This window comes from Thalassobacter sp. HA4-2, from assembly GCF_055693705.1.
The window spans coordinates 1,614,582-1,639,132 of sequence record NZ_JBVFUK010000001.1; the positions used below are offsets into that span (position 1 = coordinate 1,614,582).

At 65.5% G+C, this 24,551-nt stretch carries 23 protein-coding genes, 2 tRNA genes and 3 pseudogenes; 24 read left to right on the forward strand and 4 right to left on the reverse strand.

Annotated features, from left to right (window positions below; genetic code table 11):
* The 7 genes and pseudogenes from ACZ1G0_RS08275 to ACZ1G0_RS08305 all read left to right on the forward strand — a co-directional run bounded on the left by ACZ1G0_RS08275 (position 1) and on the right by ACZ1G0_RS08305 (position 4,131).
* A complete protein-coding gene (locus ACZ1G0_RS08275) occupies positions 1 to 603 on the forward strand; it encodes an OmpH/Skp family outer membrane protein (protein WP_472736510.1) in 603 nt (200 codons plus the stop codon).
* Positions 604 to 732: 129 nt separating this feature from the next.
* On the forward strand, positions 733 to 1,170 hold the full coding sequence (gene fabZ, locus ACZ1G0_RS08280) for a 3-hydroxyacyl-ACP dehydratase FabZ (RefSeq protein ID WP_472737783.1): 438 nt from the start codon (positions 733 to 735) through the stop codon (positions 1,168 to 1,170).
* Positions 1,171 to 1,174: 4 nt separating this feature from the next.
* On the forward strand, positions 1,175 to 1,969 hold the full coding sequence (gene lpxA, locus ACZ1G0_RS08285; RefSeq protein ID WP_472736511.1) for an acyl-ACP--UDP-N-acetylglucosamine O-acyltransferase: 795 nt from the start codon (positions 1,175 to 1,177) through the stop codon (positions 1,967 to 1,969).
* Positions 1,970 to 2,025: 56 nt separating this feature from the next.
* A pseudogene (locus ACZ1G0_RS08290) lies at positions 2,026 to 2,454 on the forward strand (LpxI family protein); the annotation flags it as partial.
* A gap of 188 nt (positions 2,455 to 2,642) precedes the next feature.
* Positions 2,643 to 2,873 (forward strand): annotated as a pseudogene (gene lpxI / locus ACZ1G0_RS08295) (UDP-2,3-diacylglucosamine diphosphatase LpxI domain-containing protein); the annotation flags it as partial.
* Positions 2,870 to 4,012, forward strand: a complete 1,143-nt coding sequence (gene lpxB / locus ACZ1G0_RS08300; protein WP_472736512.1) for a lipid-A-disaccharide synthase — start codon at positions 2,870 to 2,872, stop codon at positions 4,010 to 4,012. The pseudogene lpxI and the gene lpxB, both read left to right, overlap by 4 nt.
* A 42-nt stretch (positions 4,013 to 4,054) precedes the next feature.
* A tRNA-Arg gene (locus ACZ1G0_RS08305) sits at positions 4,055 to 4,131 on the forward strand.
* 72 nt (positions 4,132 to 4,203) lie between these two features.
* Here ACZ1G0_RS08305 and ACZ1G0_RS08310 read toward each other — a convergent pair.
* From ACZ1G0_RS08310 to ACZ1G0_RS08320, 3 genes are all read right to left on the reverse strand, one after another.
* Positions 4,204 to 5,520, reverse strand: a complete 1,317-nt coding sequence (locus ACZ1G0_RS08310) for an aminotransferase class I/II-fold pyridoxal phosphate-dependent enzyme (protein ID WP_472736513.1) — start codon at positions 5,518 to 5,520, stop codon at positions 4,204 to 4,206.
* A gap of 3 nt (positions 5,521 to 5,523) precedes the next feature.
* A complete protein-coding gene (locus ACZ1G0_RS08315; RefSeq protein WP_472736514.1) occupies positions 5,524 to 7,938 on the reverse strand; it encodes a GcvT family protein in 2,415 nt (804 codons plus the stop codon).
* 149 nt (positions 7,939 to 8,087) lie between these two features.
* Positions 8,088 to 8,177, reverse strand: a tRNA-Ser gene (locus ACZ1G0_RS08320).
* Between the two features lie 178 nt (positions 8,178 to 8,355).
* Here ACZ1G0_RS08320 and ACZ1G0_RS08325 point away from each other — a divergent pair.
* The 10 genes and pseudogenes from ACZ1G0_RS08325 (at position 8,356) to ACZ1G0_RS08370 (ending at position 16,740) form a co-directional block, all read left to right on the forward strand.
* Positions 8,356 to 9,219: a DUF2059 domain-containing protein gene (locus ACZ1G0_RS08325; RefSeq protein ID WP_472736515.1), complete on the forward strand. Its 864-nt coding sequence runs from the start codon at positions 8,356 to 8,358 to the stop codon at positions 9,217 to 9,219.
* A 161-nt stretch (positions 9,220 to 9,380) separates the two neighbouring features.
* The gene (locus ACZ1G0_RS08330; RefSeq protein WP_472736516.1) at positions 9,381 to 10,094 is read left to right on the forward strand and encodes a 50S ribosomal protein L21; all 714 of its coding nucleotides are present in this window, start codon (positions 9,381 to 9,383) and stop codon (positions 10,092 to 10,094) included.
* A 6-nt stretch (positions 10,095 to 10,100) separates the two neighbouring features.
* Positions 10,101 to 10,370, forward strand: coding sequence for a 50S ribosomal protein L27 (gene rpmA, locus ACZ1G0_RS08335; protein WP_472736517.1), 270 nt, complete (start codon positions 10,101 to 10,103; stop codon positions 10,368 to 10,370).
* A 91-nt stretch (positions 10,371 to 10,461) separates the two neighbouring features.
* Positions 10,462 to 10,965 carry a GNAT family N-acetyltransferase gene (locus ACZ1G0_RS08340; protein WP_472736518.1) on the forward strand — a complete coding sequence of 168 codons (504 nt, stop codon included), beginning with the start codon at positions 10,462 to 10,464 and terminating at the stop codon, positions 10,963 to 10,965.
* Positions 10,962 to 11,570: a LysE family translocator gene (locus tag ACZ1G0_RS08345; protein WP_472736519.1), complete on the forward strand. Its 609-nt coding sequence runs from the start codon at positions 10,962 to 10,964 to the stop codon at positions 11,568 to 11,570. The genes ACZ1G0_RS08340 and ACZ1G0_RS08345 overlap by 4 nt, the downstream gene beginning before the upstream one ends.
* Positions 11,567 to 12,088 (forward strand): GNAT family N-acetyltransferase, encoded by a 522-nt coding sequence (locus ACZ1G0_RS08350; RefSeq protein ID WP_472736520.1) that lies wholly within the window; start codon positions 11,567 to 11,569, stop codon positions 12,086 to 12,088. Before ACZ1G0_RS08345 ends, ACZ1G0_RS08350 begins: the two co-directional genes overlap by 4 nt.
* A 65-nt stretch (positions 12,089 to 12,153) precedes the next feature.
* Positions 12,154 to 13,190: pseudogene (gene obgE / locus ACZ1G0_RS08355) on the forward strand (GTPase ObgE).
* Positions 13,187 to 14,296, forward strand: coding sequence for a glutamate 5-kinase (gene proB, locus ACZ1G0_RS08360; RefSeq protein WP_472737784.1), 1,110 nt, complete (start codon positions 13,187 to 13,189; stop codon positions 14,294 to 14,296). Before obgE ends, proB begins: the two are co-directional and overlap by 4 nt.
* Positions 14,297 to 14,305: 9 nt before the next feature.
* The gene (locus ACZ1G0_RS08365; protein WP_472736521.1) at positions 14,306 to 15,562 is read left to right on the forward strand and encodes a glutamate-5-semialdehyde dehydrogenase; all 1,257 of its coding nucleotides are present in this window, start codon (positions 14,306 to 14,308) and stop codon (positions 15,560 to 15,562) included.
* On the forward strand, positions 15,559 to 16,740 hold the full coding sequence (locus tag ACZ1G0_RS08370) for a trans-sulfuration enzyme family protein (protein ID WP_472736522.1): 1,182 nt from the start codon (positions 15,559 to 15,561) through the stop codon (positions 16,738 to 16,740). The genes ACZ1G0_RS08365 and ACZ1G0_RS08370 overlap by 4 nt, the downstream gene beginning before the upstream one ends.
* Here ACZ1G0_RS08370 and ACZ1G0_RS08375 read toward each other — a convergent pair.
* Positions 16,737 to 17,132 (reverse strand): hypothetical protein, encoded by a 396-nt coding sequence (locus ACZ1G0_RS08375; RefSeq protein ID WP_472736523.1) that lies wholly within the window; start codon positions 17,130 to 17,132, stop codon positions 16,737 to 16,739. The genes ACZ1G0_RS08370 and ACZ1G0_RS08375 overlap by 4 nt on opposite strands.
* A gap of 106 nt (positions 17,133 to 17,238) precedes the next feature.
* On the opposite strand from ACZ1G0_RS08375, the gene ACZ1G0_RS08380 reads away from it, so the two are divergent.
* The 7 genes from ACZ1G0_RS08380 (at position 17,239) to phoB (ending at position 24,540) form a co-directional block, all read left to right on the forward strand.
* Positions 17,239 to 18,282 carry an ATP-binding protein gene (locus tag ACZ1G0_RS08380; protein ID WP_472736524.1) on the forward strand — a complete coding sequence of 348 codons (1,044 nt, stop codon included), beginning with the start codon at positions 17,239 to 17,241 and terminating at the stop codon, positions 18,280 to 18,282.
* Between the two features lie 138 nt (positions 18,283 to 18,420).
* Positions 18,421 to 19,446, forward strand: coding sequence for a substrate-binding domain-containing protein (locus ACZ1G0_RS08385; protein WP_472736525.1), 1,026 nt, complete (start codon positions 18,421 to 18,423; stop codon positions 19,444 to 19,446).
* An 83-nt stretch (positions 19,447 to 19,529) separates the two neighbouring features.
* The gene (gene pstC / locus ACZ1G0_RS08390) at positions 19,530 to 20,999 is read left to right on the forward strand and encodes a phosphate ABC transporter permease subunit PstC (RefSeq protein ID WP_472736526.1); all 1,470 of its coding nucleotides are present in this window, start codon (positions 19,530 to 19,532) and stop codon (positions 20,997 to 20,999) included.
* Entirely contained in the window at positions 20,996 to 22,330 is a 1,335-nt protein-coding gene (gene pstA / locus ACZ1G0_RS08395; protein ID WP_472736527.1) for a phosphate ABC transporter permease PstA, read from the forward strand. The genes pstC and pstA overlap by 4 nt, the downstream gene beginning before the upstream one ends.
* A 12-nt stretch (positions 22,331 to 22,342) precedes the next feature.
* The gene (gene pstB, locus ACZ1G0_RS08400) at positions 22,343 to 23,137 is read left to right on the forward strand and encodes a phosphate ABC transporter ATP-binding protein PstB (RefSeq protein WP_472736528.1); all 795 of its coding nucleotides are present in this window, start codon (positions 22,343 to 22,345) and stop codon (positions 23,135 to 23,137) included.
* A 2-nt stretch (positions 23,138 to 23,139) separates the two neighbouring features.
* Positions 23,140 to 23,850, forward strand: a complete 711-nt coding sequence (gene phoU / locus ACZ1G0_RS08405) for a phosphate signaling complex protein PhoU (protein WP_472737785.1) — start codon at positions 23,140 to 23,142, stop codon at positions 23,848 to 23,850.
* 3 nt (positions 23,851 to 23,853) lie between these two features.
* Positions 23,854 to 24,540, forward strand: a complete 687-nt coding sequence (gene phoB / locus ACZ1G0_RS08410) for a phosphate regulon transcriptional regulator PhoB (RefSeq protein ID WP_472736529.1) — start codon at positions 23,854 to 23,856, stop codon at positions 24,538 to 24,540.
* Positions 24,541 to 24,551 lie beyond the last annotated feature (11 nt).

The window sequence follows — 24,551 nt, forward strand, 5'->3', positions numbered from 1 at the left end:
ATGGTGCTGCGCGCGCTGGCCCTGTGTGCCTGCCTGGGGCTGGCCTTGCCCGCCGGGGCGCAGGACTTGGGCCTGCCGCGCTTGCCGATTGTTGTGCTGAACCAAGACCTGTTGTTCAGCGACTCGTTGTTTGGTCAGCGTATTCAGGCCGATCTGGCCGAGGCGCGCGATACTTTATCTAGTGAAAACAGGCGGATAGAGGCCCTTCTTGAAGCAGAAGAGCAATCCCTGACCGAGCTGCGCCTGACCACGGACCCTACGGAATTCCGCGCCATGGCGGCAGAGTTTGACGGCCGTGTGCAGGATATCCGCCGCGCCCAAGATGCCAAGTCCGATGCCCTGGGCCGTCAGTTGGATGCCGCCCGGGCCCTGTTCGCCCGCGAGGCGAATGCGGTGCTGGAACAGGTGATCGCCGATACCGGCGCGCTGCTGGTGCTGGATCGGCGCGATGTGGTCGCGGTGGCCGGGCAGGTAGACATCACCGCCCTGACCATCCGCCGGATTGACGCGCAACTGGGCGAAGGCCCGGGGCTGGCAGAGGTGGCCGATACGCTGGCCGCACCTGTGCCGCGCCCCGACCAACTGGTCCCCGAGGCGGAGTGACCAGACCCTGAACTCCGCCTACGGCCCCCGTTCACCTTGTGGGCGCGGGACGGGCGCGCTAGGTCTGGCACACCACACGAACCAAGAGGCCCCCATGACTGACACCGCGCCCCCCCGACCGAGGCCGACATTCATCTGATCCAGCGGATCATCCCCCACCGCTATCCGTTCCTTCTGGTAGACAAGGTGCGCGACATCGACGGTTATCACTCGGCTGTGGGCATCAAGAACGTCACCTTCAACGAGCCGCATTTTCAGGGTCACTTCCCCGCCACCCCCATCATGCCCGGTGTCACGATCATCGAGGCGATGGCCCAGACCTCTGCGGTGATGGTGGGTGTGGCCATGGATATGGCGGACAAGGAATTGCTGGTCTATTTCATGGGCATCGACAACTGTAAATTCCGCCGCAAGGTGGTGCCCGGCGACGTGTTGGAAATGCGGGTCGAGACCACGCGCGGCAAGCCCGGTGGCAAGGTGTGGAAGTTTCGGGGCGTGGCCACCGTGGACGGGGAAATGGCCGCCGAGGCGGATTTCACCGCCATGATGGACCTGCCCAAGGCCTGAACCCATGATTGATCCGAGCGCGCACATCCACCCTTCCGCCGTTGTTGAACCCGGTGCCGTGATCGGGGCGGGGGCCTCGGTGGGGCCGTTCTGCCTTGTGGGCCCAGAGGTGCGCCTTGGCGCGCGGGTCGCGCTGAAGTCCCACGTGGTGGTCACGGGCGACACCGAGGTGGGCGAGGATACGGTGATCTTTCCCTTCGCCAGCATCGGTGAAATCCCCCAGGACCTGAAATTCTCGGGCGAAAAGACCCGGCTGGTGATCGGCGCGCGCAACCGCATCCGAGAGCATGTGACCATGAACACCGGCACCAAGGGGGGCGGCGGCCTGACCCAAGTGGGCGATGACGGCATGTTCATGGCGGGGTGTCACATCGCCCATGACTGCATCATCGGGGACCGGGTGATCGTGGTGAACAACTCCGCCGTGGCCGGGCACTGCGTGATCGAGGACGAGGTAATCATCGGCGGGCTGTCGGGCATCCACCAGTTCGTGCGCATCGGGCGCGGGGCGATCATCGGGGCCTTGTCCATGGTGACGGCGGATGTGATCCCCCATGCCCTTGTGCAGGGGCCGCGCGCGGAACTGGACGGGCTGAACCTTGTGGGCCTGAAACGGCGCGGGGTGGCCCGGGCCGATATCATGGCCTTGCGGGCCGCGTTCCTGACCCTGAAACAGGGCGACGGGACCTTCACGGAGCGGGCCGAACGATTGGGCGAGGAATACGACAGCGCCTTTGTGCAACAGATGGTGGCCTTCGTGTTGGGATCCTCCGACCGTGGGTTCCTGACGCCGAAATGATCGCGCTGTTTGCGGGGCAGGGGGCGCTGCCCTCCATCGTGACCGCCGCGGCGCGGATGGACGTGGTCTGCGCGCTGGAAGGGTTTGCACCGGATATCCCGGTGGATGTGACGTTTTCCATCGAAACCCTTGGCACGCTGATCGCGGAGCTGCGCGCGCGTGGCGTGACCCGGATCTGCTTTGCAGGCAGCGTGGCGCGTCCGCCCATCGACCCCGCCCGGATCGACGCCGCCACCATGCCCCTTGTGCCGCGCATGATGCAGGCGATGCAGCAGGGCGATGACGCGGCCCTGCGGGTGCTGCTGGATTTCTTTGACGCCGCCGGGATTGCGCCACAGGCGGTGCAAGACATCGTCCCCGATCTGGTTCTGGCCGAGGGGGTCGTCACGGGCACCGTCACCGAACAGGACAAACGTGACCTCAGCCGCGCCCGTGCCGTGCACGGGGCGCTGTCCGCCGTGGACGTCGGTCAAGGCTGCGTCGTGGCGCGGGGCCAGGTGCTGGCGGTGGAGGCGACGCCGGGCACGGATTGGATGCTGCGCGCCTTGCGCAAACCGGCCCCGCAACCCACCACCCCCATTGTGGACAAGGGCGACCCTTTCGACTGGGCCTTTGGCGGAGTGGCCGATTGGCTGTCCGGGGATGGCGCGCCAAAACCCGCCCGCGCGCCTGCGGACAGTTTCCCCGGCCCCCCGGTGGCCTGTTCTTCAAGGCCCCGAAGCCCGGACAGGACCGGCGCATCGACCTGCCCACCATTGGCCCTGCGACCGCAGACGGGGTCGCCGCCGCCGGTCTGAACGGCATCGTGATCGAGGCGGGCGGCGTGCTGGTGCTGGATCAGGCGGGCCTGCGGGCGGCGTGCCAGCGCCATGGCCTGTTTCTTTGGGCCGTGCCTGCGCCATGACCCGCGTGTTCGTGATCGCGGGCGAACCCTCTGGCGACCGGCTGGGGGCGGCCTTGATGGCGGGCTTGCGCGCGCTGGCGTCAGACGTGAGTTTCGACGGCGTGGGCGGCGAGGAGATGGCGGCCCAGGGCCTGACCAGCCGTTTTCCCATGGAAGAGCTGACCGTCATGGGCATCGCCGAGGTGCTGCCAAAACTACCCAAGCTGCTGGCGCGCGTCTCTGAAACCGCCCGGGCCGTGACCGACACTGCACCGGACGTGTTGGTCACCATCGACAGCCCGGATTTCTGCCTGCGCGTGGCGGCCAAGGCCCGTGCGGCCAACCCCGGCTTGCGCACCGTGCACTACGTGGCCCCTTCGGTCTGGGCGTGGCGCGAGGACCGGGCCGAGAAGATGGCCCGCCACATCGACCACGTCCTGGCCCTGTTGCCCTTCGAGCCGCCCTATATGCAGGCCGCTGGCATGACCTGCGATTTCGTGGGCCACCCGGTGGTGGCGGAACCGCAGGCCACGGCGGCGGAGGCTGCGGCCTTTCGCACAGATCACGGCATCGCCCCGGATGCGCCCCTGATCCTTGCGCTGCCCGGGTCGCGGCGGTCCGAGATTGACCGGTTGGCGGGGATCTTTGGCGACACCCTGACCCGCGTCTTGGCGGACCACCCGACGGCCCGTGTGGTCGTGCCCACCGTGGCGGCGCAGACCGACCGCGTGCGCGCCCTGACCGCCCGCTGGCCCGGCGCGCCCGTGGTCCTTGGCCCGGATCCGGTGACGAAACGCGCGGCCTTCGGGGCGGCGGATGCGGCGCTGGCCGCCTCTGGCACGGTCAGTCTGGAACTGGCCGCCAGCGACACGCCCATGGTGATCGCCTACGACATGAACTGGATTTCGCGCCGCCTGATCGCGTCCAAGCTGAAGATTGACACGGTAACGCTGGTCAACCTTGTGTCCCAGACCCGCGCCGTGCCGGAGTTTCTGGGGACCGCCTGTGTGCCCGCCGCCATCGCCCCGGCCCTGTCGGGGCTTTTGACGGATGCAGGCACCCAACGCGCGGCCATGGCCCTGACCATGGAGCGGTTGGGGCAGGGCGGTCCCGCCCCCGGCCTGCGCGCGGCCCGTTCGGTGCTGTCCCAGATCAGATAGGTATTGCACGCACCTGCCGTGCGCGCTATCCGAGCGGCAGGAGCACCCATAGCTCAGCTGGATAGAGCGCTGCCCTCCGAAGGCAGAGGTCTCAGGTTCGAATCCTGATGGGTGCGCCATTTCCCCCGTTTGTCCGTGTTGCCCGCACCGTGTTGAGGTATTTTTGGAACAATGAGGCCATGGCCCGGGCCTTAGGGGTTGATGTAGTGCAACGTGGTAAAGGTTTGCCGCCACGCAGCGACCTCTGCGGCGATGTCCTCGCCCGCAAGGCCCTTTGCGATCAGGCTGGCCATGCGCGGGGCGTCGGAGGGGGTGACGCCCGTGCGGGTCAGTTCCGGCGTGCCGATGCGCAGCCCGTTCATATCGCCGTCTACGGGTGCGATGGGCAGGCCGATCCCGCAGGCCAGAAAGCCCGCCCGGCGCAGGGTTTTGGAGGCCGCTTGGCCACCGCCGAAGGACGCGGCCTTGAGCGCGAACTGGTGGGAGTGTGTGGGGCCATTGGATGTTGTGAACACCGGCAGGCCCAGGGCGGTCAGCTCTTGGGACAAGGATTGCGCCAAGTCGATCATCGCCCGCGCGTAGGCCACGCCGTGGTCGCGCCAGTCCAGCAAGGTGACCGCAAGGGCCGCGGATTTCGCCGCGTCAAAGTTGGCGGTCATGCCGGGAAAGGCGATGGCGTCCAGCCGCTGTGCCAGGTTCGCCTCGTTCGTGACGATGATGCCGCCTGCCGGGCCGCCGAGGGATTTATAGGTGCTCATGGTCATCATATGCGCGCCCTCGGCCAGAGGGTTGCGCCACGCGCCGCCCGCGATGATGCCGCATTGGTGGGCGGCGTCGAACAGAACCTTTGCCCCGACCGTATCGGCGATGGCGCGGACCTCGGCCACGGGGTGTTCGCACAGGTTCAGACTGCCGCCCACGGTGATCAGCTTGGGCCGCGTGTCCCGGGCCAGGGTCGCCAGCGCCTTTGCGTCCAGGGTGTAGCCATCGGCGGCCACCGGGGCCTCGATGATCCGCAACCCGTAAAGCCCAGCGCACCCGGCCCCGTGGTGGGTGACATGCCCGCCGATGGACGCGGGGGGCACGATGATCGTGTCGCCGGGCTGGCAGGTGGCCATAAAGCCATACAGGTTTGCCAGCGCCCCCGAGGGGACCCGGATTTCGGCGTATTTCGCGTCGAAGACTTCGGCACACAGCTGGGCGGCGATGACCTCGATCTCTTCGATCGCCTCTAGGCCCATTTCGTATTTGTCACCGGGATAGCCCAAGGACGGGCGCGACCCTATGCCAGAGGCCAACAAGGCCTCCGCACGCGGGTTCATGATGTTGGTGGCGGGGTTGAGGTTGAAACACTCCGCCTCGTGGATCGCCTTGTTGCGGGCGGCCAACGCTTCGATCCGGGCGGCGATCTGGTCCGACGCCATGGCAGCGGTGTCGCGCGCGATGGTCTGGACCCGGGTTTCGCACAGGGCGGGCACCCAGGGGCGGGCGGTCAGAGATTTCGTCATGGTCTAGGCCTTTACACGTGTCATTTCAGGATCATAGAGCGCGCCGTCCACGATGCGCGCCCGGGCATGGTGGCCGCAGATGTCGATGGTCAGATCGCCGTCGCGCGCATGGGGGGTCACGAACGCATAGGCGATGTTGTGGCCCGTGCGGTGCCCCCATTCGCCAGAAGTGACGGTGCCCACGACCCGGTCCCCCAGTTGGACAGAGGCCCCGGGGATCGCCCGCCCGCTCGCGTGATCCACCAGCAGCGTCACAAGACGCGTGCCATCGTCCGCGCGCGCCGCCAGCGCCGCCTTGCCCACGAAATCGGGTTTGGAAATGTCAACGAAACGGGACAGGCCGGTCTGGATGGGGTCAAATTCGGTGATCAGGTCCGCCTTCCAGTGCAGATAGCCCTTTTCCATGCGCATGGACTCCACGGCCAAGGCCCCGAACAGGCGCAGCCCATGGGCCGTGCCTGCGGCGCGCAGGGCGGTGTAGGCGGCATAGAGGGCGGCATTGGGCACGTGGATTTCATAGGCCAATTCGCCGCTGAAGCTGACCGACAGGACGGTGGCGGGGGCGTAGCCGATGAAACACTCGCGCACGCTGAGCCATGGGAAGGCCGCGCGGGACCAGTCGGCGCGAGAGACCGCCTGCATCACAGCGCGCGCTTTGGGGCCGGCCAGCACAAGGATGGTCTGGTCGTTGGTTAGGGACCGGATCTGAACGTCCCGCTCGCCGATGTGGCTTTGCAACCAGTCCATGTCGTGGAACTCCGCCGCCGCTGCGGACCCGTACCAGATGCGATCCGGCCCCCGGTCGCTGGCGGGGAGATTGGCAATCGTCGCCTCTGCCTTCACGCAGCCGCGGTGGTTCAACAGGTAGGCGAGGCCCACACGGCCTGCGCGCCGGGGCAGGCGGCCGCAGATCATGTGATCGAGGAAGGCGTGCGCGTCCGTCCCGGTGATCTCGAACCGGTTGAAGCCGTTGACCTCGCACAGGCCCACATCGTTTTGCACCGCCGCGACCTCTGCCGCCACCACGTCGAAGGATTCGTCGAACCCGAACCCATGGGTGACGCGCAGATCGGGGGCAAAGAACTCCGCCCGTTCCCAGCCGTTGACGACTGTGAAGTGCGCGCCCTGCGCCGCCAGCACCGGGGTCAGGGGCGTGGTCTTGGCCATGCGGCCTGCGGGGCGGTGTTCATTGGGGAAGTGAAAGCGGAATTCGTTTTGGTAGTCCTCGATGGCCTTCAGGGCCGTCAACTCCACATTGGCATGGCCGGTAAATCGGCGCGGGTCGATACACCACGTGTCATAGCAGGCCTCGCCGTGGACGATCTGTTGTGCCAACAGCCAGCCGTGGCCGCCGCCCTCGCCCAGACCCGCGCGCAACCCGATGATGCAAAAGGCATTGCGCTTGCCCGGGATCGGACCGACCAAGGGCGCGCCGTCGATGGTATAGGTGATGGGGCCGTTGATCACGGTCTTGATTCCCACCTCGGTCAGGGCTGGCATCCGTTCAAACGCCCCCTCCAGCACGTCCATCACGCGGTCCAGATCGTCGGGGCAGAGGTCATTGGTAAAGCTGGGCGAAATCCCGTCCATGCCCCATGTCTTGCAGTCCTGTTCATAGAACCCGACCAGCAAGCCGTTCTTTTCCTGCCGCGAATAGTAGTCGCTGATCGGGCAGCGCAGCAGGGGGATGCGGTGGCCCGCGTCGCGCACGGCCGGGATGTCTTCGGTGACGAAATACTGATGCTCCATGGACATGACGGAGTGGTGCACGCCCATCATGGCCCCCACCTCGTTCACGCGGTAGCCGCAGGCGTTCACCACCACCTCGCAGTCTATGTCGCCCTTGTCAGTGTGCACGGTCCATGTGTCGTCGGCGTGCTGGGTCAGCCCGGTGACAGAGGTGCCCCGGTACACCTCGGCCCCTGCTTTGCGGGCACGGCGCGCGAGAGCTTGGCACAGTTGCGCGGGGTCGATGTGGCCGTCGGACCCGTCCCAAAGCCCGCCCAACAGGTTGTCGGTCGAAATCAACGGATGACGGCGGGCACATTCGGCGGCGTCTAGCACCTCGAACTCCACCCCCATCCCCCGCGCCATGGAGGCGAAATGGCGATACCCCTCCATCTGCGCTTGGGTGTTGGCCAGCCGGATGCCGCCGTCGCCGTAGTTGTAATCCACCGGGTAGTCCGGGTCGGCGGCGAGGTCACGGTAGAGCGCGATGGAATGAGACTTCAGGCCCACCATGGTCTGGTTGGCCCCGAAATTCGTCACCTGCGCCGCCGAATGCCACGTGGTACCAGAGGTCAGCTCGTCCCGTTCCACCAGGACCACATCGGTCCACCCCTCTTGCGTCAGGTGATACAGGGTGGAACATCCTGCAATCCCGCCCCCAATCACCACGGCCCGTGTCGTCGTCTTCATAGCGCCCCCACAACTGGTACGCTCTACAATGCGCCCCCGGGCCGGGCGGTCAATGACATAAACAGGTGCCTGCCTTATTGTTCCACAGATACCCTTGGGCGGAGGGCGCGCACCAGCGCAGCGCACCATATGTCGCGTGGGGTGAAGTTTGGCGGAGAGACAGGGATTCGAACCCTGGGTAGACTTGCATCCACAACGGTTTTCGAAACCGTCCCGTTCGACCACTCCGGCACCTCTCCGCGACCAAGGGGCGAGTGGCGGCCCTTTGGTGGGCGCGGAATAGTCCATGACCCGGCCCCGCGCAAGCGTGTTTTCGCGGATTTGACCGGGCTGCGGGCAATCGGCGGCCAAAGGGCTTGGCCAATGGCCCCGCGTGCCCCATCTATACCCCAAACAGCCCAACCGCCGGAGAGCCCTATGCTGCGCATCATCATGACCTCGTTTCTTGCACTGGCCCCGGTTGCGGGCACGGTCGCGCTGCCGACCTTGGCTACGGCGCAGACCGCTCCCAACGCGACCGACAGTCAGTTGGCCGACCAGTTGATCGAAATGGTGCAGCTGGCCCCGCTGGTCGAGATCATTGCGCAGGAGGGGTTGGCCTCTGCCCCCGATTTGCAACGGGACATGTTCCCGGGACGCGGCGGGGCAGGGTGGATGACGCAGGCGCAGGCCATCTATGACGCCGACCGCCTGTTCGCCCTTGTGGTGCAGGACTGGCCCGGCGACATGACGCGCGCGGACCTTGAAACCCTGACCGCGTTTTATGGCAGCGACCTTGGCCAACGATTCATTACCGCCGAGGTCGAGGTGCGCGCCCAGATGATCGACCCCGCGATCCGCGATGCCACGCTGGCCGCCGGTGTGGTCCTGCGCGAAGAGGACGACCCGCGCGTGCCTCTGCTGACGGATTTCATTCAGGCCTATGACCTTGTGACCCAGAACGTGGTGGGCGGCATGAACTCCAACTTCGCCTTCTACCGGGGGATGGAGGCGGGGGGCGCCTTGCCCGAGGCCATGACCGAAGAGCAGATGCTGCGTGAGGTGTACAGTCAGGAACCCGAGATCCGCGCCGAGATGGAGGAATGGCTGTATGGCTATCTGGCCGTGGCCTACGCCAGCTTTACCGATGACGAGCTGCGCACCTACACCGCCTTTGCCGAAACCTCTGCCGCTCAGGCCTTCAACCGCGTGATCTTTGACGGCTTCAACCGTCTGTTCGAAACCGTCAGCCGGGATCTGGGCCGGGCGGTCGCGGGCTATATGGTGGCCGAGGATATCTAGTGTTGACAGCCCCAGCCTGATCCCCCATACGCCCCTCACGACCGCTCGGGGACCGTTCCGCGCGGCGTTTTGCAATTATGCCCTTGGGGCACGCTGTCCGCGGTACCAAACTCTGGGCTTGATCCAGGACCACAGGATGCGACTGACAAAGGAAACATGCGATGTTCGCAGTCCTCAAGACAGGCGGCAAACAGTACCGGGTCAAATCCGGTGACGTTCTGCGCGTCGAAAAGCTGGCGGCAGATGCCGGCGAAACCATCCAATTCAACGAAGTGCTGATGCTGGGGGGTGACAGCGTCACCGTCGGCGCGCCACTGGTGGACGGTGCGGCTGTGCAAGCCGACGTGATCGACCAGATCAAGGGCGAAAAGCTGATCCACTTCGTCAAGCGTCGTCGGAAGCACTCGTCCAAGCGGACCAAGGGCCACCGTCAACAGCTGACCCTGCTGCGCATCACGGACATCCTTGCCTCGGGCGCCGATGCCACGGGCGTCAAGGCTGCTGTGGGTGCGGGTTCCGTGGCCGGTGTTGCCGTTGCGGCCACCGCCGCTGCCGCTGCCCCCAAGAAGGCCGCTGCCAAGAAAGCCGCGCCCAAGGCCGCCGCTGCCGAGGCACCTGCGGCAGAAGGCACGCGCCCCGAGAACCTGCTGACCGAGGCCCGCGAGGGTGGTGCGGACGATCTGCGCAAGATCTCTGGCGTGGGTCCAAAACTGGAAAGCACCCTGCACAGCATCGGTGTGTTCCACTTCGACCAGATCGCCGCTTGGGGTCCCGAAGAAATCGCATACATGGATGACAAGCTGTCGTTCAAAGGTCGCATCGAGCGCGACAACTGGATCGAGCAAGCCACCGCGTTTGCCGCTGAAAAGGAGTAAGGACACATGGCACACAAAAAAGCTGGTGGTTCATCCCGGAACGGTCGCGACTCTGCGGGTCGTCGTCTTGGCGTGAAATTGTTCGGTGGCCAAGCCGCCATCCCAGGCAACATCATCGTGCGTCAGCGCGGCAACAAATGGTGGCCGGGTGAAGGCGTGGGTCAAGGCAAGGATCACACGATCTTCGCCACGACCGAGGGCGCTGTGACCTTCAAGAAAGGGTTCAAAGGCCGTACCTTTATTTCCGTGCTGCCGGTGGCCGAGGCCGCAGAATAAGCGCTGACCTTTAGGTTTTGAACAAGGGGGATCGGTGCAAGCCGGTCCCCTTTTTCGTTGTGCCCCCCTTGTGAAAGCAGGCTGCATGTCCATGCTCCCGCCCCCTATCCAGACCGACCGCCTGACCTTGCGCCCTTTTTCGGCGTCGGACGCGGGGGCAGTGGTGCTGGGCCTGGGCGATCTGGCGGTGTCGCAATGGTTGGCCAAGGTGCCCCATCCTTTCACCCCCGACGACCTGCACCTGACCTGTCCCCATGGGGACAGCCGCTGGCCGGACCTGGCGGCGATTGAATACAAGCGCGCCGTGGTGGGGGCGGTCTCGACGGGGGATCATTTTGGCTTTTGGCTGATGCGCGGGGTCTGGGGGCAGGGCTTCGGGTTCGAGGCCGCGCGCGCCGCCCTGCCGCTGGCCTTCGCGGACCGCGACGTGGTCGAAAGCGGGTACTTCGTGGGCAACAGCGCCAGCGCGCGCATCCTGCACCGTCTCGGCTTCACGATCACCGGACGCGGGCGCACCTATTGCACGGCCCTCGACCAGATGCGCCCGGATGTGACCTGTCACCTGACCCGCACCGATTGGCAGGCCACCCCATGAGCGTCGCCATCGCCAGTTTCGCCGTCTTCGCCGCCAGCCAGGTGGGCACCCCCGGTCCCGCCAACATGGCGCTGCTGACCACGGGGGCGCGGTTCGGCCTGCGCGCGGCGCTGCCGTTTGTGGCGGGCGTAGCCTTGGGCAAGCAGTTGATCATCTGGCCCATCGGCTTTGGCTTGATGGGGGTGCTGTCGGCCTATCCGCTGGTGTTTCTGGGGCTGAAGTACATCTCGGCGGCCTATATCATCTATCTTGCGTGGCGGGTGGCCAACCTGCGGCTGGAACCGGGGCAGGCGGGGGCGGCGGCCCCGGGCTTTGCCGCCGGGCTGATCGTGCACCCCCTGAACCCCAAGGCCTGGGCCATGATCACCACGGGCTTTACCGCCTTCACCGCCCCCGGCACCCCGGCCCTCGAGGCGACGGCGATCATCGCGGCCGTGTTGTTGTTGTGTCAGGTGGTGCTGCACCCCATCTATACCTCAGCCGGGTCGCTGTTGGCCGCGCGAGTGGCGGGCACCCCGGCCGAACGCGGTCTGATGTGGACCCTTGCCGCCCTGACCGTGGCATCGGTCCTGTTTGTCCTGTTTGCCGGAGGAGGCGCGCCATGATCCAGACCTACACCACCGACCGTTTCGTGCTGCGCCCCCTGCGCGCTTCGGACGCGGGTCCCATCGCGCAGTTCGCGGGCGACAAACGTGTGGCCAATGCCACCCGCGACATTCCCCATCCGCTGCCCCCCGGGGCCACCCAGGCCTTTGTGGAGCGGATCTTGTCGGGTGCCAGCGACCAGCGGGTCTGGGTGATGGACGCCAGCGCGTCGGGCCTGGGCGAGGTGATCGGTCAGATCGACCTGACCCCCATGGACCGCAACCAATCCGAGATCGGCTTTTGGGTGGCCCCCGTGGCCTGGAACACCGGCATCGCGTCCGAGGCCGTGCGCCACCTGATCGCGGCCAACCCCCTTGGCAATGCCACGATGTTTGCCAGCGTGTTTCAGGACAACCCCGCCTCCAGCCGCGTGGTCACGGGGGCGGGCTTCGACTACATCGGGGACGCCGAGGCGTTTTGCGTGTCGCGCAACGCCCGCGTGGCCACCTGGACCTACCTGCGCCGCATGGATCCGTAGGGCGGGACTTGTCCCGCCGCGCCCCCGGGCTATCCCGGCCCCGAAACCACGAAAGTCGACACGCCATGAAGTTCCTCGATCTTGCCAAGGTCTACATCCGCTCCGGCGCGGGCGGCAACGGCTGCATCTCGTTCCGGCGCGAGAAGTATATTGAACACGGTGGCCCCGATGGCGGCGACGGGGGCCGGGGGGCGATGTGGTGGCCGAGGCGGTCGAGGGGCTGAACACCCTGATCGACTTTCGCTACCAACAGCACTTCTTTGCCAAGAACGGCGTCCCCGGCATGGGCCGACAGCGGACGGGGGCCGATGGGGACACCATGGTCCTGCGTGTCCCCGTGGGGACAGAGATCCTGGACGAGGACGAGGAAACCGTTCTGGCCGACCTCACGGAGGTGGGCCAACGGGTGACGCTGGCCAAGGGCGGCAACGGCGGCTTTGGCAACCTGCATTTCAAATCCTCCACCAACCAGGCACCGCGCCGCGCCAACCCGGGCCAGCCCGCCATTGAGCGCACCATCTGGCTGCGCCTGAAACTGATTGCGGATGTGGGCCTGTTGGGCCTGCCCAACGCGGGCAAATCCACCTTTCTGGCCGCCACGTCCAACGCGCGGCCCAAGGTGGCGGATTATCCGTTCACCACCCTTGTGCCGAACCTGGGCGTTGTGGGTGTGGACAATGTGGAATTCGTGGTGGCCGATATCCCCGGCCTGATCGAAGGCGCCCACGAGGGGCGCGGCATCGGGGACCGGTTTCTGGGCCACGTGGAACGCTGCGCGGTGCTACTGCACCTTGTGGACGGGACCAGCCCGGACGTCGCCGGGGACTACCGCACCATCATCCACGAGTTGGAGATGTACGGCGGCGGTCTGGCGAACAAGACCCGCGTGACGGTCCTCAACAAGATCGACGCCCTGATGGACGACGAGCGTGCGGAAAAACTGGCAGAGTTGGAGGCCGCAGTGGGCGGCCCCGTGATGACCATGTCCGGCGCATCCAAGGAAGGCACCGTCGATGTGCTGCGCGCCCTGCGCGGTGAGATCGACGCGGACCGCCTGCGCCACAAACCCCAGGAGGAGGCCCAACCGTGGTCTCCGGTCTGACGCCGCGCATCGCCGACGCCCAGCTGATCGTGATCAAAATCGGCTCGGCCCTGTTGGTGGACCGGGTCAGCGGCCGCTTGCGCACGGACTGGCTGCAAAGCCTTGCCGCCGATGTGGCCCACTTGCGCGCGCGCGGGGCGGGGGTTGTGCTGGTGTCCTCGGGTTCCATCGCCCTTGGGCGGCGGGTGCTGGACCTGCCGGGCACGGACCTGTCGCTGGAACATTCCCAGGCGGCGGCTGCCGTGGGGCAGATCCAGTTGGCCCAGGCGTACCAACAGGTGCTGGCCCCCCTGGGCCTGACGGCGGCGCAGGTGCTTGTCACCTCCGAGGACAGCACGGACCGGCGGCGATACCTGAATTCCCGCGCAACCCTTGCGGCCCTGTTGGCCCTTGGAACCGTGCCCATCGTCAACGAAAACGACACCATCGCCACGGATGAAATCCGGTTCGGCGACAACGACCGTCTGGCCGCACAGGTCGCAGTGATGGCGGGGGCGGATCAGTTGATCCTGCTGTCGGACGTGGATGGCCTGTACAGCGCCAACCCCCACACCGACCCCGCCGCCCGTCACCTGGACACCGTGGCCGAGATCACGCCCGAGATCGCCGCCATGGCGGGCGAAGGGGTCAGCGGGCTGTCCAAGGGCGGCATGATTACCAAGCTGATGGCCGCCCGCACCGCCATGGACGCAGGATGCGCCATGGCGATTGCCCAAGGCGCTGTGCCCGGTCCGATCCGCGCGCTGGAGGATGGCGCACGTGCCACGTGGTTCCTGCCCAAGGATGATCCCCAGGCCGCCCGCAAACGCTGGATCGCGGCGATGAAACCCAAGGGCACCATCGCGATTGACGCAGGCGCGGCGGCGGCCTTGCGCGCCGGGAACTCCCTTCTGCCGGCCGGTGTGACCTTTGTGGGCGGCACCTTTGGCCGGGGCGAGCCGGTGGTCATCGAGGGGCCGGACGGTATGGCCATGGCCCAGGGCCTGACCCGTTACACCGCCACCGAGGCGCGCAAGATCAAGGGCGCGCAAAGTGGCGATATTGCAGACTTGCTTGGCTATCCGGGCCGCGCCGCTATGGTGCACCGGGACGACATGGCGCTTTGAGGATTTGATATGACTGACATCCAGACCATGATGGCCGATATCGGCGCGCGCGCCCGGGCGGCCAGTACACAGCTGGCCACCGCCAGCGCCGAACGCAAGCACGCCGCCCTGATCGGCGCGGCCGAGGCTGTCTGGGCCAAACGCGCCGATATCATCGCCGCCAACGCGTTGGACATGGAATTCGGGCGCGACAAGGGCCTGTCGGACGCCATGCTGGACCGCCTGATGCTGGACGAGGACCGGGTGCGTGGCATCGTCGACGGTCTGCGTGCCGTGGCCGAACAGGCGGACCCCGTGGGCCGGGTGCTGGCCGAATGGGACCGCCCCAGCGGCCTGTCGATCCAGCGGGTGGCGACCCCCCTTGGGGTCATCGGTGTGATCTACGAATCCCGCCCCAATGTCACCGCCGACGCCGGGGCCCTGTGCCTGAAGGCCGGGAACGCCGTGATCCTGCGCGGCGGGTCGGAATCCTTCAACTCCAGCGCCGCGATCCACTCCTGCCTTGTGCAGGGTTTGCAAAGCGCGGGCCTGCCTGCGGATGCGATCCAACGGGTCCCCACCCGCGACCGCGCCGCCGTGGCCGCCATGCTGACCGCCACGGACCACATCGACGTTATCGTGCCGCGCGGGGGCAAGGGTCTGGTGGGTCTGGTCCAGCGCGAGGCGCGGGTGCCCGTCTTCGCCCACCTCGAAGGGATTGTGCACATCTATGTGGATAAATCCGCCGACCCGGAAAAGGCCCTGAAAGTGATCCTGAACGCCAAGACCCGGCGCACGGGGATTTGCGGCTCGCTTGAATGTCTGCTGATCCACGGGGACGTCATGGACACCATCGGCCAAGGCGTGATCCGTGCCCTTGTGGACGCCGGGGTCGAGGTGCGCGGGGATGCGGCCGTGCAAGGGGTGCCAGGTGTGGTGCCTGCCACCAAGGACGACTGGGGCACCGAATATCTGGACATGATCATGGCCGCGCGCGTCGTCGCGGACGAAGACGCTGCCATCGCCCACATTCGCCAGCACCACAGCCAGCACACCGATTGCATCATCGCCGAGGACGAGGGCGCAGTGGCCGCCTTTTTCGCGCAACTCGATTCAGCCATCCTGATGCACAACGCCTCGACCCAGTTTGCAGACGGCGGAGAGTTCGGCATGGGCGCGGAAATCGGCATCGCCACGGGCAAGATGCACGCGCGCGGCCCCGTGGGGGCAGAACAATTGACCAGCTTTAAATACCTCGTACGGGGCAACGGAACGGTGCGCACATGACCCAGCAAACGCCTCGCCCCAACATCATCCGCCGAGCGGCCCTGCCCGGGTCGGTGTCCCGCCCCGTGGTCACGCCGATCCAGCCGTCGGTGGTCTATGCCAGCCCCGACATCGACACCCTGCACGCGCAATACGAAGGCCGCGCCACGGGATATACCTACGCGCGCGAAGGGCATCCGAACGCGCAACTGCTGGCGCAGAAGATCGACATGCTGGAAGGCGGGCAGGGCGGTCTGGTGCTGGGCAGTGGCATGGCCGCCGTGGCCGCAACCCTGCAAGGGTTGCTGGGGTCGGACGATCATATCGTGGCGGGCGATCAGCTCTATGGGCGGTCCCTGCGGATGCTGACCCAGGACCTGCCGCGTTTCGGCATCACTGCGACCCTTGCGGACCCCACGGATGCGGCGGCCTTTGCGGCGGCGATCCAGCCCAACACCAAGCTGATCCTGATCGAGGCCGTCAGCAACCCCACCCTGCGCATCGCGGATATGGAGGGGATCACGGCGCTGGCCCACGCACGCGGCATCACGCTGGTGGTGGACAACACCTTTACCACGCCCATCGGCTATCCTGCCTACGCGCGCGGGGCGGACATCGTGATCCATTCCGTGACCAAGCTGTTGGCGGGCCATTCGGACGTGACCCTGGGCTATGTGCTGGCGCGCGATCCGGGGCAGGCCAAGGCGATCTACGATTATTCCGTCACCGTGGGCTTCACCCCCAGCCCGCAGGAATGTTGGCTGGCAGAACGGGGCCTTTACACCTTTGATCTGCGCTATGACCGGGCCGAGGCGAACGCCGCCATCCTTGCCGATCACATCGCCGCCAGCGACAAGGTGGCCCAGGTCCTGTACCCCGGGCGCGCCGATCACCCCGATCACAACCGGGCGGCCAGCGTTTTGAACGGGCGGTGGGGCAACATGGTCAGCTTTGCCCTGAAGGGGGGCGAGGCGCAGGCCAACGCCTTTGTGCGCGCGGCCCCGCAACTGGCCTTCGCGCCCACCTTGGGCGATGTGGGTACGACCCTGTCGCACCCGCCCTCGTCGTCGCACCGGGCGCTGACGCCCGAGGGGCGCGCGGCCATTGGCATTACGGACGGGTTCTTTCGCGTCTCGGTAGGGGTGGAGCCGATCGAGACCCTGATCGCTGACTTCGATCAAGGCCTTGCTGCCGTCTAGCTGTAGCGGACACCGGCGGCGGGGCGCAGGACCTTGACATCCAGCGCAAGGTCCGGGGCCACGGTGCGGATGTCGCCCGTCACCACATTTGCCGCGAGGGGGGCAAAGCTGACGGCGACGTAGGTGCCGGTATAGCCCACGTCCGTCAGATAGGCGGCGATCTCCATGGCGTCGAAATCGGGGGCGATGACAGGCGTGACCATGATCTCGCTGTTGGCCAAATCCTCTGCCCGCAGATGGCTGAACCGTTCATATGTCGCCACAACACGCCCCGCCGACAAGGCAGAGGCGTAAAGCGCCCGTTGCAGATCTGAGTTCAGCCCCACTGCCAGAACGCGTCCGTCGGGGGGTATAACGCCATCTGACACTTTGATCGTGTCTCGGCCTGTCATGTTGATCACCAAAAATCCCGACGGTTTCCCGTCCTTGGGGTTACCGCTATAAGGTGCCTGTTGCCGGGTGTGTAAGCAACGATTATCGGTGGATTTCGGGGCAGTCATGGATGAATTCGGCACTTTGGCAGAGGCTTTACCCGCCCCGGTTGTGGTGCTGGACGGGGCAGGGCGCATAGCGGTTGCAAATGCGCCGGCCCGGGCAATCTTCGGAGAATGGGTGCTGAGTCGGTCTTTTGTCGCCGTTTTGCGCCAGCCGGGGCTGTTGGACGCGATCGAGCGTGTCGTTGAAACAGGCAGCGCCCAAGGGGCGAGCTATCGCCACGCAGAGGTGGGCCTTGTCACTGAATACCGGGTCAGCGTGCAGCCCATGCGCCCGGATCCGGGAGGCCCTTGGATCGTTTTGTCGTTCGAATTTGTGGGCCACGTGTCCGAGGCCGCGTCGCAGCGCCGGGATTTTGTGGCCAACGTCAGCCATGAACTCAAGACGCCCCTGACCGCGCTGATGGGGTTTATCGACACCCTGCGCGGCCCCGCACGCGACGACAGCGCGGCGCAGGCCCGATTTCTGGATCTTATGGCGCGCGAGGCGCAGCGGATGGACCGGCTTGTCACGGATCTGCTGTCCCTGTCCCGGGTCGAGGCGCAGGGCAGGTCGCGGCCCACGCAGGTCGTGGATCTGGTGCCGATCATCGCGGCGGCGGTGTCGATTTTGGATCCTGTGGCCGAGGGCGCGCAGGTTGCGCTGGCGCTCACCACGCCCGATCACGCCCCCCTGACCGGGGATGCGGATCAACTGACCCAAGTGGTGACGAACCTGATCGAGAACGCCATCAAATACGGGGCCGGTATGGTACAGGACGGCAAGGTTACGATCACAGTCACGGACCTGCCGAAGGATGCCCGCCTGCGCGGGCCCGCATGGCGGCTTGATGTGGCGGACAACGGGCCGGGCATCGACCCGCTGCATTTGCCGCGCCTGACCGAGCGATTCTATCGGGTGGACAGTCACAGAAACCGCGCCACGGCGGGCACAGGGTTGGGTCTGGCCATCGTCAAACACATCGCACAGCGCCACCGGGGGTATATGACGCTAGACAGCGTCCCCGGAAAAGGCAGTGTTTTCAGTGTGATCCTGCCGCGCGGCTAGTTTTTCGGGCGGGCGTGCCCGATTGTCATAAAACTGCAATATAACTGTCACAAAACCCCAGCGAAAGCCGCCTAGGTGTGACGCCGAGCGGGGCTTCCCCGCCACACGATCTAAACCAAGGGACCAAAGGAGCTGTCCATGTCTCTCTCGAAAATCTCCGTATCCGCTTTGGCGTTGGCTGCCATGTCCACCGCTGCAACGGCCCGCGATCAGGTCCAAGTGGCCGGTTCGTCCACCGTGCTGCCCTATGCGACCATCGTTGCCGAAGCCTTCGGTGAAAACTTCGACTTCCCGACACCGGTTGTGGAATCGGGCGGCTCTTCGGCCGGGCTCAAGCGGTTCTGCGAAGGCCTGGGCGAAAGCACCGTGGATATCGCCAACGCCTCGCGCGCGATCCGCGACAGCGAACGGGCTGTCTGTGCCGAGAACGGCGTGACCGACATCATCGAAGTGCGCATCGGCTATGACGGCATCGTCTTTGCCAGCCAGATCGACGGCCCGGCCTTCACCGCCTTCACCCCATCGGACCTGTTCAACGCCCTGGCCCCCAAGGTCATGGTGGACGGCGCGTTGGTGGACAACCCCCACCAGCAGTGGGTGGATTTCAACGCTGATTTGCCTGCGGCCGATATCCTGGCCTTTATCCCCGGCACCAAGCACGGCACCCGTGAAGTGTTCGAAGAAAAGGTGATCGCCGCTGGTTGCGAAGCCACCGGTGCGTTCCAAGCCATGATGGATGCCGGCATGTCCGAGGATGACGCAGAGGATGCCTGCCTTGAGGTGCGCACCGACGGTAAATCCGTGGACATCGACGGTGACTACACCGAAACGCTGGCCCGGATCGACGCGAACCCCAACGGCGTGGGTGTCTTTGGCCTGGCGTTCTACGAGAACAATACCGACAAGCTGAAGGTTGCGACCATGTCTGGCGTGGCCCCCTCGACCGAGACGATCTCGACCGGGGAATACCCCGTGTCCCGTCCGCTGTACTTCTACATCAAGAAGGCCCACATCGGCGTGATCCCGGGCTTGAAGGAATATGCATCCTTCTTCATGATGGATGATATTGCGGGTCCCTTCGGGCCGCTGGCAGATTACGGGTTGGTCGCTGATCCGGAATTGGCAGAGACCCAAGCCAAGATCGAGAACGAAGAAACGATGTAAGCCCCGGCTTGCACCAACACACTGGGGCGATTATGCCCCCGCGCCTCCGCATCCACGCGGGGGCGCCATTGTGGGAGAGGTCCATGCCGCTACTTTGGCTTTTTGCTTTGCTTGCTGCCCTGTCCGCCGTTGCCTATTTCTTGGCACGGCAGCGGGCCATGGCCTCTGTCAATGGGGACCTGCGGGATCTGCATTCGCTGCCCCATGCCTACGGCATGTTCGGGGCGCTGGCCGGTCTTGTGCCCGCCCTTGCCGTGATGGCGGTTTGGCTGGTGGCCCAACCCGTGGTCCTTGAGAACCGCTATGCCGGTCTGATCCCCGCCGATGCCATCGCCGAGGGCAGCACCCGCAGTCTTGTCATGTCCGACGTGCGCCGGGTGGCCGATGGCCTGTCTGCCGCCGTGACGCAAGGCGCGTTGGACGAAGCGGCAGTGGATGCCATGGATCTGGATGCCACCGACCTGCGCGCTGTTCTGGGGCAGGTGGGCGTGGCCCTTGGGGACGAGGTGTCCCCGGCGGTGCTGGACACGGCCCGCGCCTATCGGGCGGCCAGCGTGTGGGGGGCCGCGTTGATGTGGGTCGCCGTGCTGGCCGTGGCGGTGGTCGGGGCGATGTACGGCGTGTGGTCCGCACGCAAGGATTTCCGCGCACGCAACGCCGTCGAAGCCGGGGTGAAGGCCCTGCTGATTGCCGCCGCTTCCATCGCCATCCTGACGACTGTGGGCATCGTGCTGTCCATGCTGTTCGAGACCCGCAACTTCTTTTCTCAATACGACTGGCGGGACTTCTTCTTTTCGGCCACGTGGTCGCCCAGCTTTTCGGGGCGCGGCGGCGGGTCGGAGTTGGGGATCCTGCCTCTGCTGTGGGGCACCCTGTATGTGTCCTTCATCGCCCTTCTCGTCGCGGTCCCCGTGGGTCTGTTCGCAGCCATATACCTGTCGGAATACGCCGGGCCGCGCATGCGGTCCGTTGCCAAGCCGATGATCGAAGTCTTGGCCGGTATCCCCACCATCGTCTACGGTCTGTTTGCCTTGATCACCGTGGGCCCCTTGCTGCGGGACTATTTCGCGCAGCCCATGGGCCTGGGCGACAGCTCCAGCTCTGTCATGACGGCGGGGCTGGTCATGGGCATCATGCTGATCCCCTTTGTGTCCAGCCTGTCCGACGACATTATCAACGCCGTGCCACAGGCCATGCGGGACGGGTCGCTGGGGTTGGGGGCGACGCAATCGGAAACCATCCGCCAAGTGGTCATTCCAGCGGCCTTGCCCGGCATCGTGGGCGCGATCCTGCTGGCCGCCTCTCGCGCCATCGGGGAAACGATGATCGTGGTGTTGGGGGCAGGGGCCGCCGCCCGGCTGGACCTGAACCCGTTTGAGGCGATGACCACCGTCACCGTCAAGATCGTCAGCCAGCTGACCGGGGATACGGATTTCGCCGCCCCCGAAACGCTGGTGGCCTTTGCCCTTGGCCTGACCCTGTTCGTCATCACACTGGGGCTGAACGTTCTGGCCCTCTACATCGTGCACACATATCGGGAGCAGTACGAATGACCGACCTTACCGCAAATGCGCCCAAAACCTCGATCCTGACCGAGGACGCCAACACCAAGCGCCGCAATGCCGCCGAAAAGCGGTTCCGCGCCTATGGGCTGACGGCCATCGTGATCGGGATGCTGGCGCTGGTCATGCTGCTGACATCCATCGTGATGAACGGCGCATCAGCCTTCATGCAGACCAAGATCACCTTTCAGGTGACGCTGCCCGAGGATCGGCTGGACCCTTCGGGCGTGCGCGACATCGAGGCGATGAAGAAGGTCACGACCTTTGGCTACGCCCCCCTGATCCGCGACGCCCTGGCCGAGAGCATTGCCGCCGCCGGGGTCGAGACGGACTTGAATGCGCGCGATATCAGCGGCCTGATCTCGAAGGACGCGCCGGCGCAGCTGCGTGATTTCGTGCTGGCCAATCCGCAAGTCCTTGGCAGTACGATCGACATTACGGTTCTGGCCCATGGCCGGGTGGACGGTTACGTCAAAGGCCGCGTGACCATGGAAAGTGCCGCGCTGGACAAGAACATCAGCCCCGAGCAACTGGTCCTGTCGGATCAACTGACCGACGCGGGCTTGATGGAGACGTCGTTCAACTGGGACTTCATCACCGGCGCCGATGCCTCCGGCCAGCGGCCAGAGGCGGCGGGACTGGGCGTGGCCATCATGGGGTCGCTTTACATGATGCTGGTGGTCCTGTGTCTGGCCCTGCCCATCGGGGTCGCGGCCTCGATCTACCTGGAGGAATTCGCCCCCAAGAACCGCTGGACCGACCTGATCGAGGTGAACATCTCGAACCTGGCCGCTGTGCCCTCTATCGTGTTCGGCATTCTGGGTCTGGCGATCTTTATCAACGTGGCGGGGCTGCCCCAGTCTGCGCCCATCGTCGGCGGGCTGGTCCTGACCCTGATGACTCTGCCCACGATCATCATCGCCACACGGGCCTCGTTGAAATCGGTGCCCCCCAGTATCCGGGATGCCGCCCTGGGGCTGGGCGCGTCCAAGATGCAATCGGTGTTCCACCACGTCCTGCCCTTGGCCGCCCCCGGTATCCTGACGGGCACGATCATCGGCCTGGCCCAGGCCCTTGGGGAAACCGCGCCCCTGCTGCTGATCGGGATGGTGGCCTTTGTACGCGAATACCCCGGCGGCCTGCCGGACGGGTTCTTTGATCCCGCCAGCGCGCTGCCGGTGCAGATCTTTAACTGGACCCAGCGGTCGGACCCTGCCTTTGTCGAGCGGGCCTCGGGCGCGATCATCGTGCTGCTGGTGTTCCTGTTTGCCATGAACCTGGCCGCGATTTTGTTGCGCCGCCGCTTTGAACGCCGCTGGTAAGGGGCTAAACAGATGTATGACCTTCAAATGGAGAGTGCCGTGACCACCGACCAGATCAAGATCGCCGCCAAGGGCGTGCAGGTCCACTACGGCGACAACCACGCCATCAAGGACGTGGATGTGGATATCCTCGACAACACCGTGACCGCGTTCATCGGGCCCTCGGGCTGCGGCAAGTCCACCTTCCTGCGCTGCCTGAACCGGATGAACGACACCATCGACGTGTGCCGGGTGACGGGCGATATCCATCTGGACGGCGAGGATATCTACGATCCCCGCGTGGACCCCGTGCAGCTGCGCGCCAAGGTGGGGATGGTGTTCCAGAAACCCAACCCGTTCCCCAAGTCGATCTACGACAACGTGGCCTATGGCCCCAAGATCCATGGGCTGTCCCGCAACAAGGCGGAACTGGACGAAATTGTCGAGATGTCCCTGAAGCGCGCCGCCCTGTGGGGCGAGGTAAAGGACCGCCTGAACGCGCCGGGCACCGGCCTGTCCGGGGGCCAGCAACAGCGCCTGTGCATCGCCCGCGCCGTTGCCACCAACCCCGAGGTCCTGTTGATGGACGAGCCGTGCTCGGCCCTTGATCCCATCGCAACGGCTCAGGTTGAGGAGTTGATCGACGACCTGCGCTCGCGCTTTTCGGTGGTGATCGTCACCCACTCCATGCAACAGGCCGCGCGGGTCAGCCAAAAGACCGCCTTCTTCCACCTCGGCAACCTTGTGGAATACGGCGAAACGGACAAGATTTTCACCAACCCAGAGGATCCGCGCACGGAATCCTATATCACCGGGCGGATTGGCTAATGATCGACAGCACCCATATCTCCAGCGCGTTTGACCGCGATCTCGAAGGCATCCAGGCCATGATCATGAAGATGGGCGGCTTGGTGGAACACGCCATCGACCAGTCGTTCCATGCCTTTGTGACCAACGATCTGGACCTTGTGAACACCGTCCGAAACGGGGACAAAGTCATCGACGCGCTGGAAGAGCAAGTCAACGAGGCCGCAGCCCGGGTCATCGCCCTGCGCGCGCCCACCGCGGGGGATCTGCGCACGGTGCTGTCGGTCTTTCGCATCGCGGGCAATCTGGAACGGATTGGCGATTATGCCAAGAACGTGGCCAAGCGGGTGTCCCTGTTGGACGATCACACCACGGTCAAAGGCGCGCCCGAGGCGATCCAGCGCATGGCCCGCGAGGTCGAGGCGATGCTGCGCGATGTGCTGGATGCCTACATCCAGCGCGACGTGGATCTGGCCCATTCCGTGCGTGACCGTGACGCCGATGTGGACCGGATCTACAACACCCTGTTCCGCGAATACCTGACCCATATGATGGAAGACCCGCGCAACATCACCGGATGCATGCATCTGCATTTCATGGCCAAGAATGTGGAACGCATGGGCGACCATGTCACGGCGATTGCCGAACAGGTGATCTATCTGGTCACAGGCGAGATGCCGGACGAGGATCGCGAAAAGATCAGTCGTTTGCCCCAGACCCCGGTGGTGGAGTAACCCATGTCTGCGCCCTTGGTTCTTGTGGTCGAGGATGAGGCGTCCCAACGGGAACTGCTGCTCTATAACCTGGAGGCCGAGGGCTATCGCACCATCAACGCCGATGCAGGCGACGTCGCGCTGGAGCTGGTGGCGGAGGACGAGCCGGATCTGATCGTGCTGGACTGGATGCTGCCCGAAGTGTCGGGGATCGAGGTCTGCCGCCGTCTGAAATCCAAACCCGCGACCCGTGCCGTTCCGGTGATCATGCTGTCCGCCCGCTCCGAAGAGGTGGACCGCGTCAGGGGTCTGGAGACGGGTGCGGATGATTACATGGTCAAGCCGTACTCCGTGCCCGAACTTATGGCCCGCATCCGCACCCAGCTGCGCCGCACAAGACCTGCCGCCGTGGCTGAAACGATCGAGTACGATGACATCCGCGTGGACCTGACCGAACATCGGGTCGTGCGTGGCGACACCGCGATCAAGCTGGGCCCGACAGAGTTTCGCTTGCTGGTGGTCTTCATGGAACGTCCGGGGCGCGTTTGGTCCCGGGATCAGCTGCTGGACCGTGTTTGGGGCCGCGATGTCTATGTGGACACCCGGACGGTGGATGTGCACGTGGGTCGCCTGCGCAAGGCCCTTCGGGCCCCCGGCTCGGTCGATGATCCGATCCGCACGGTGCGCGGCGCGGGGTATGCGCTTGGGTAGTTGGGGTCCAG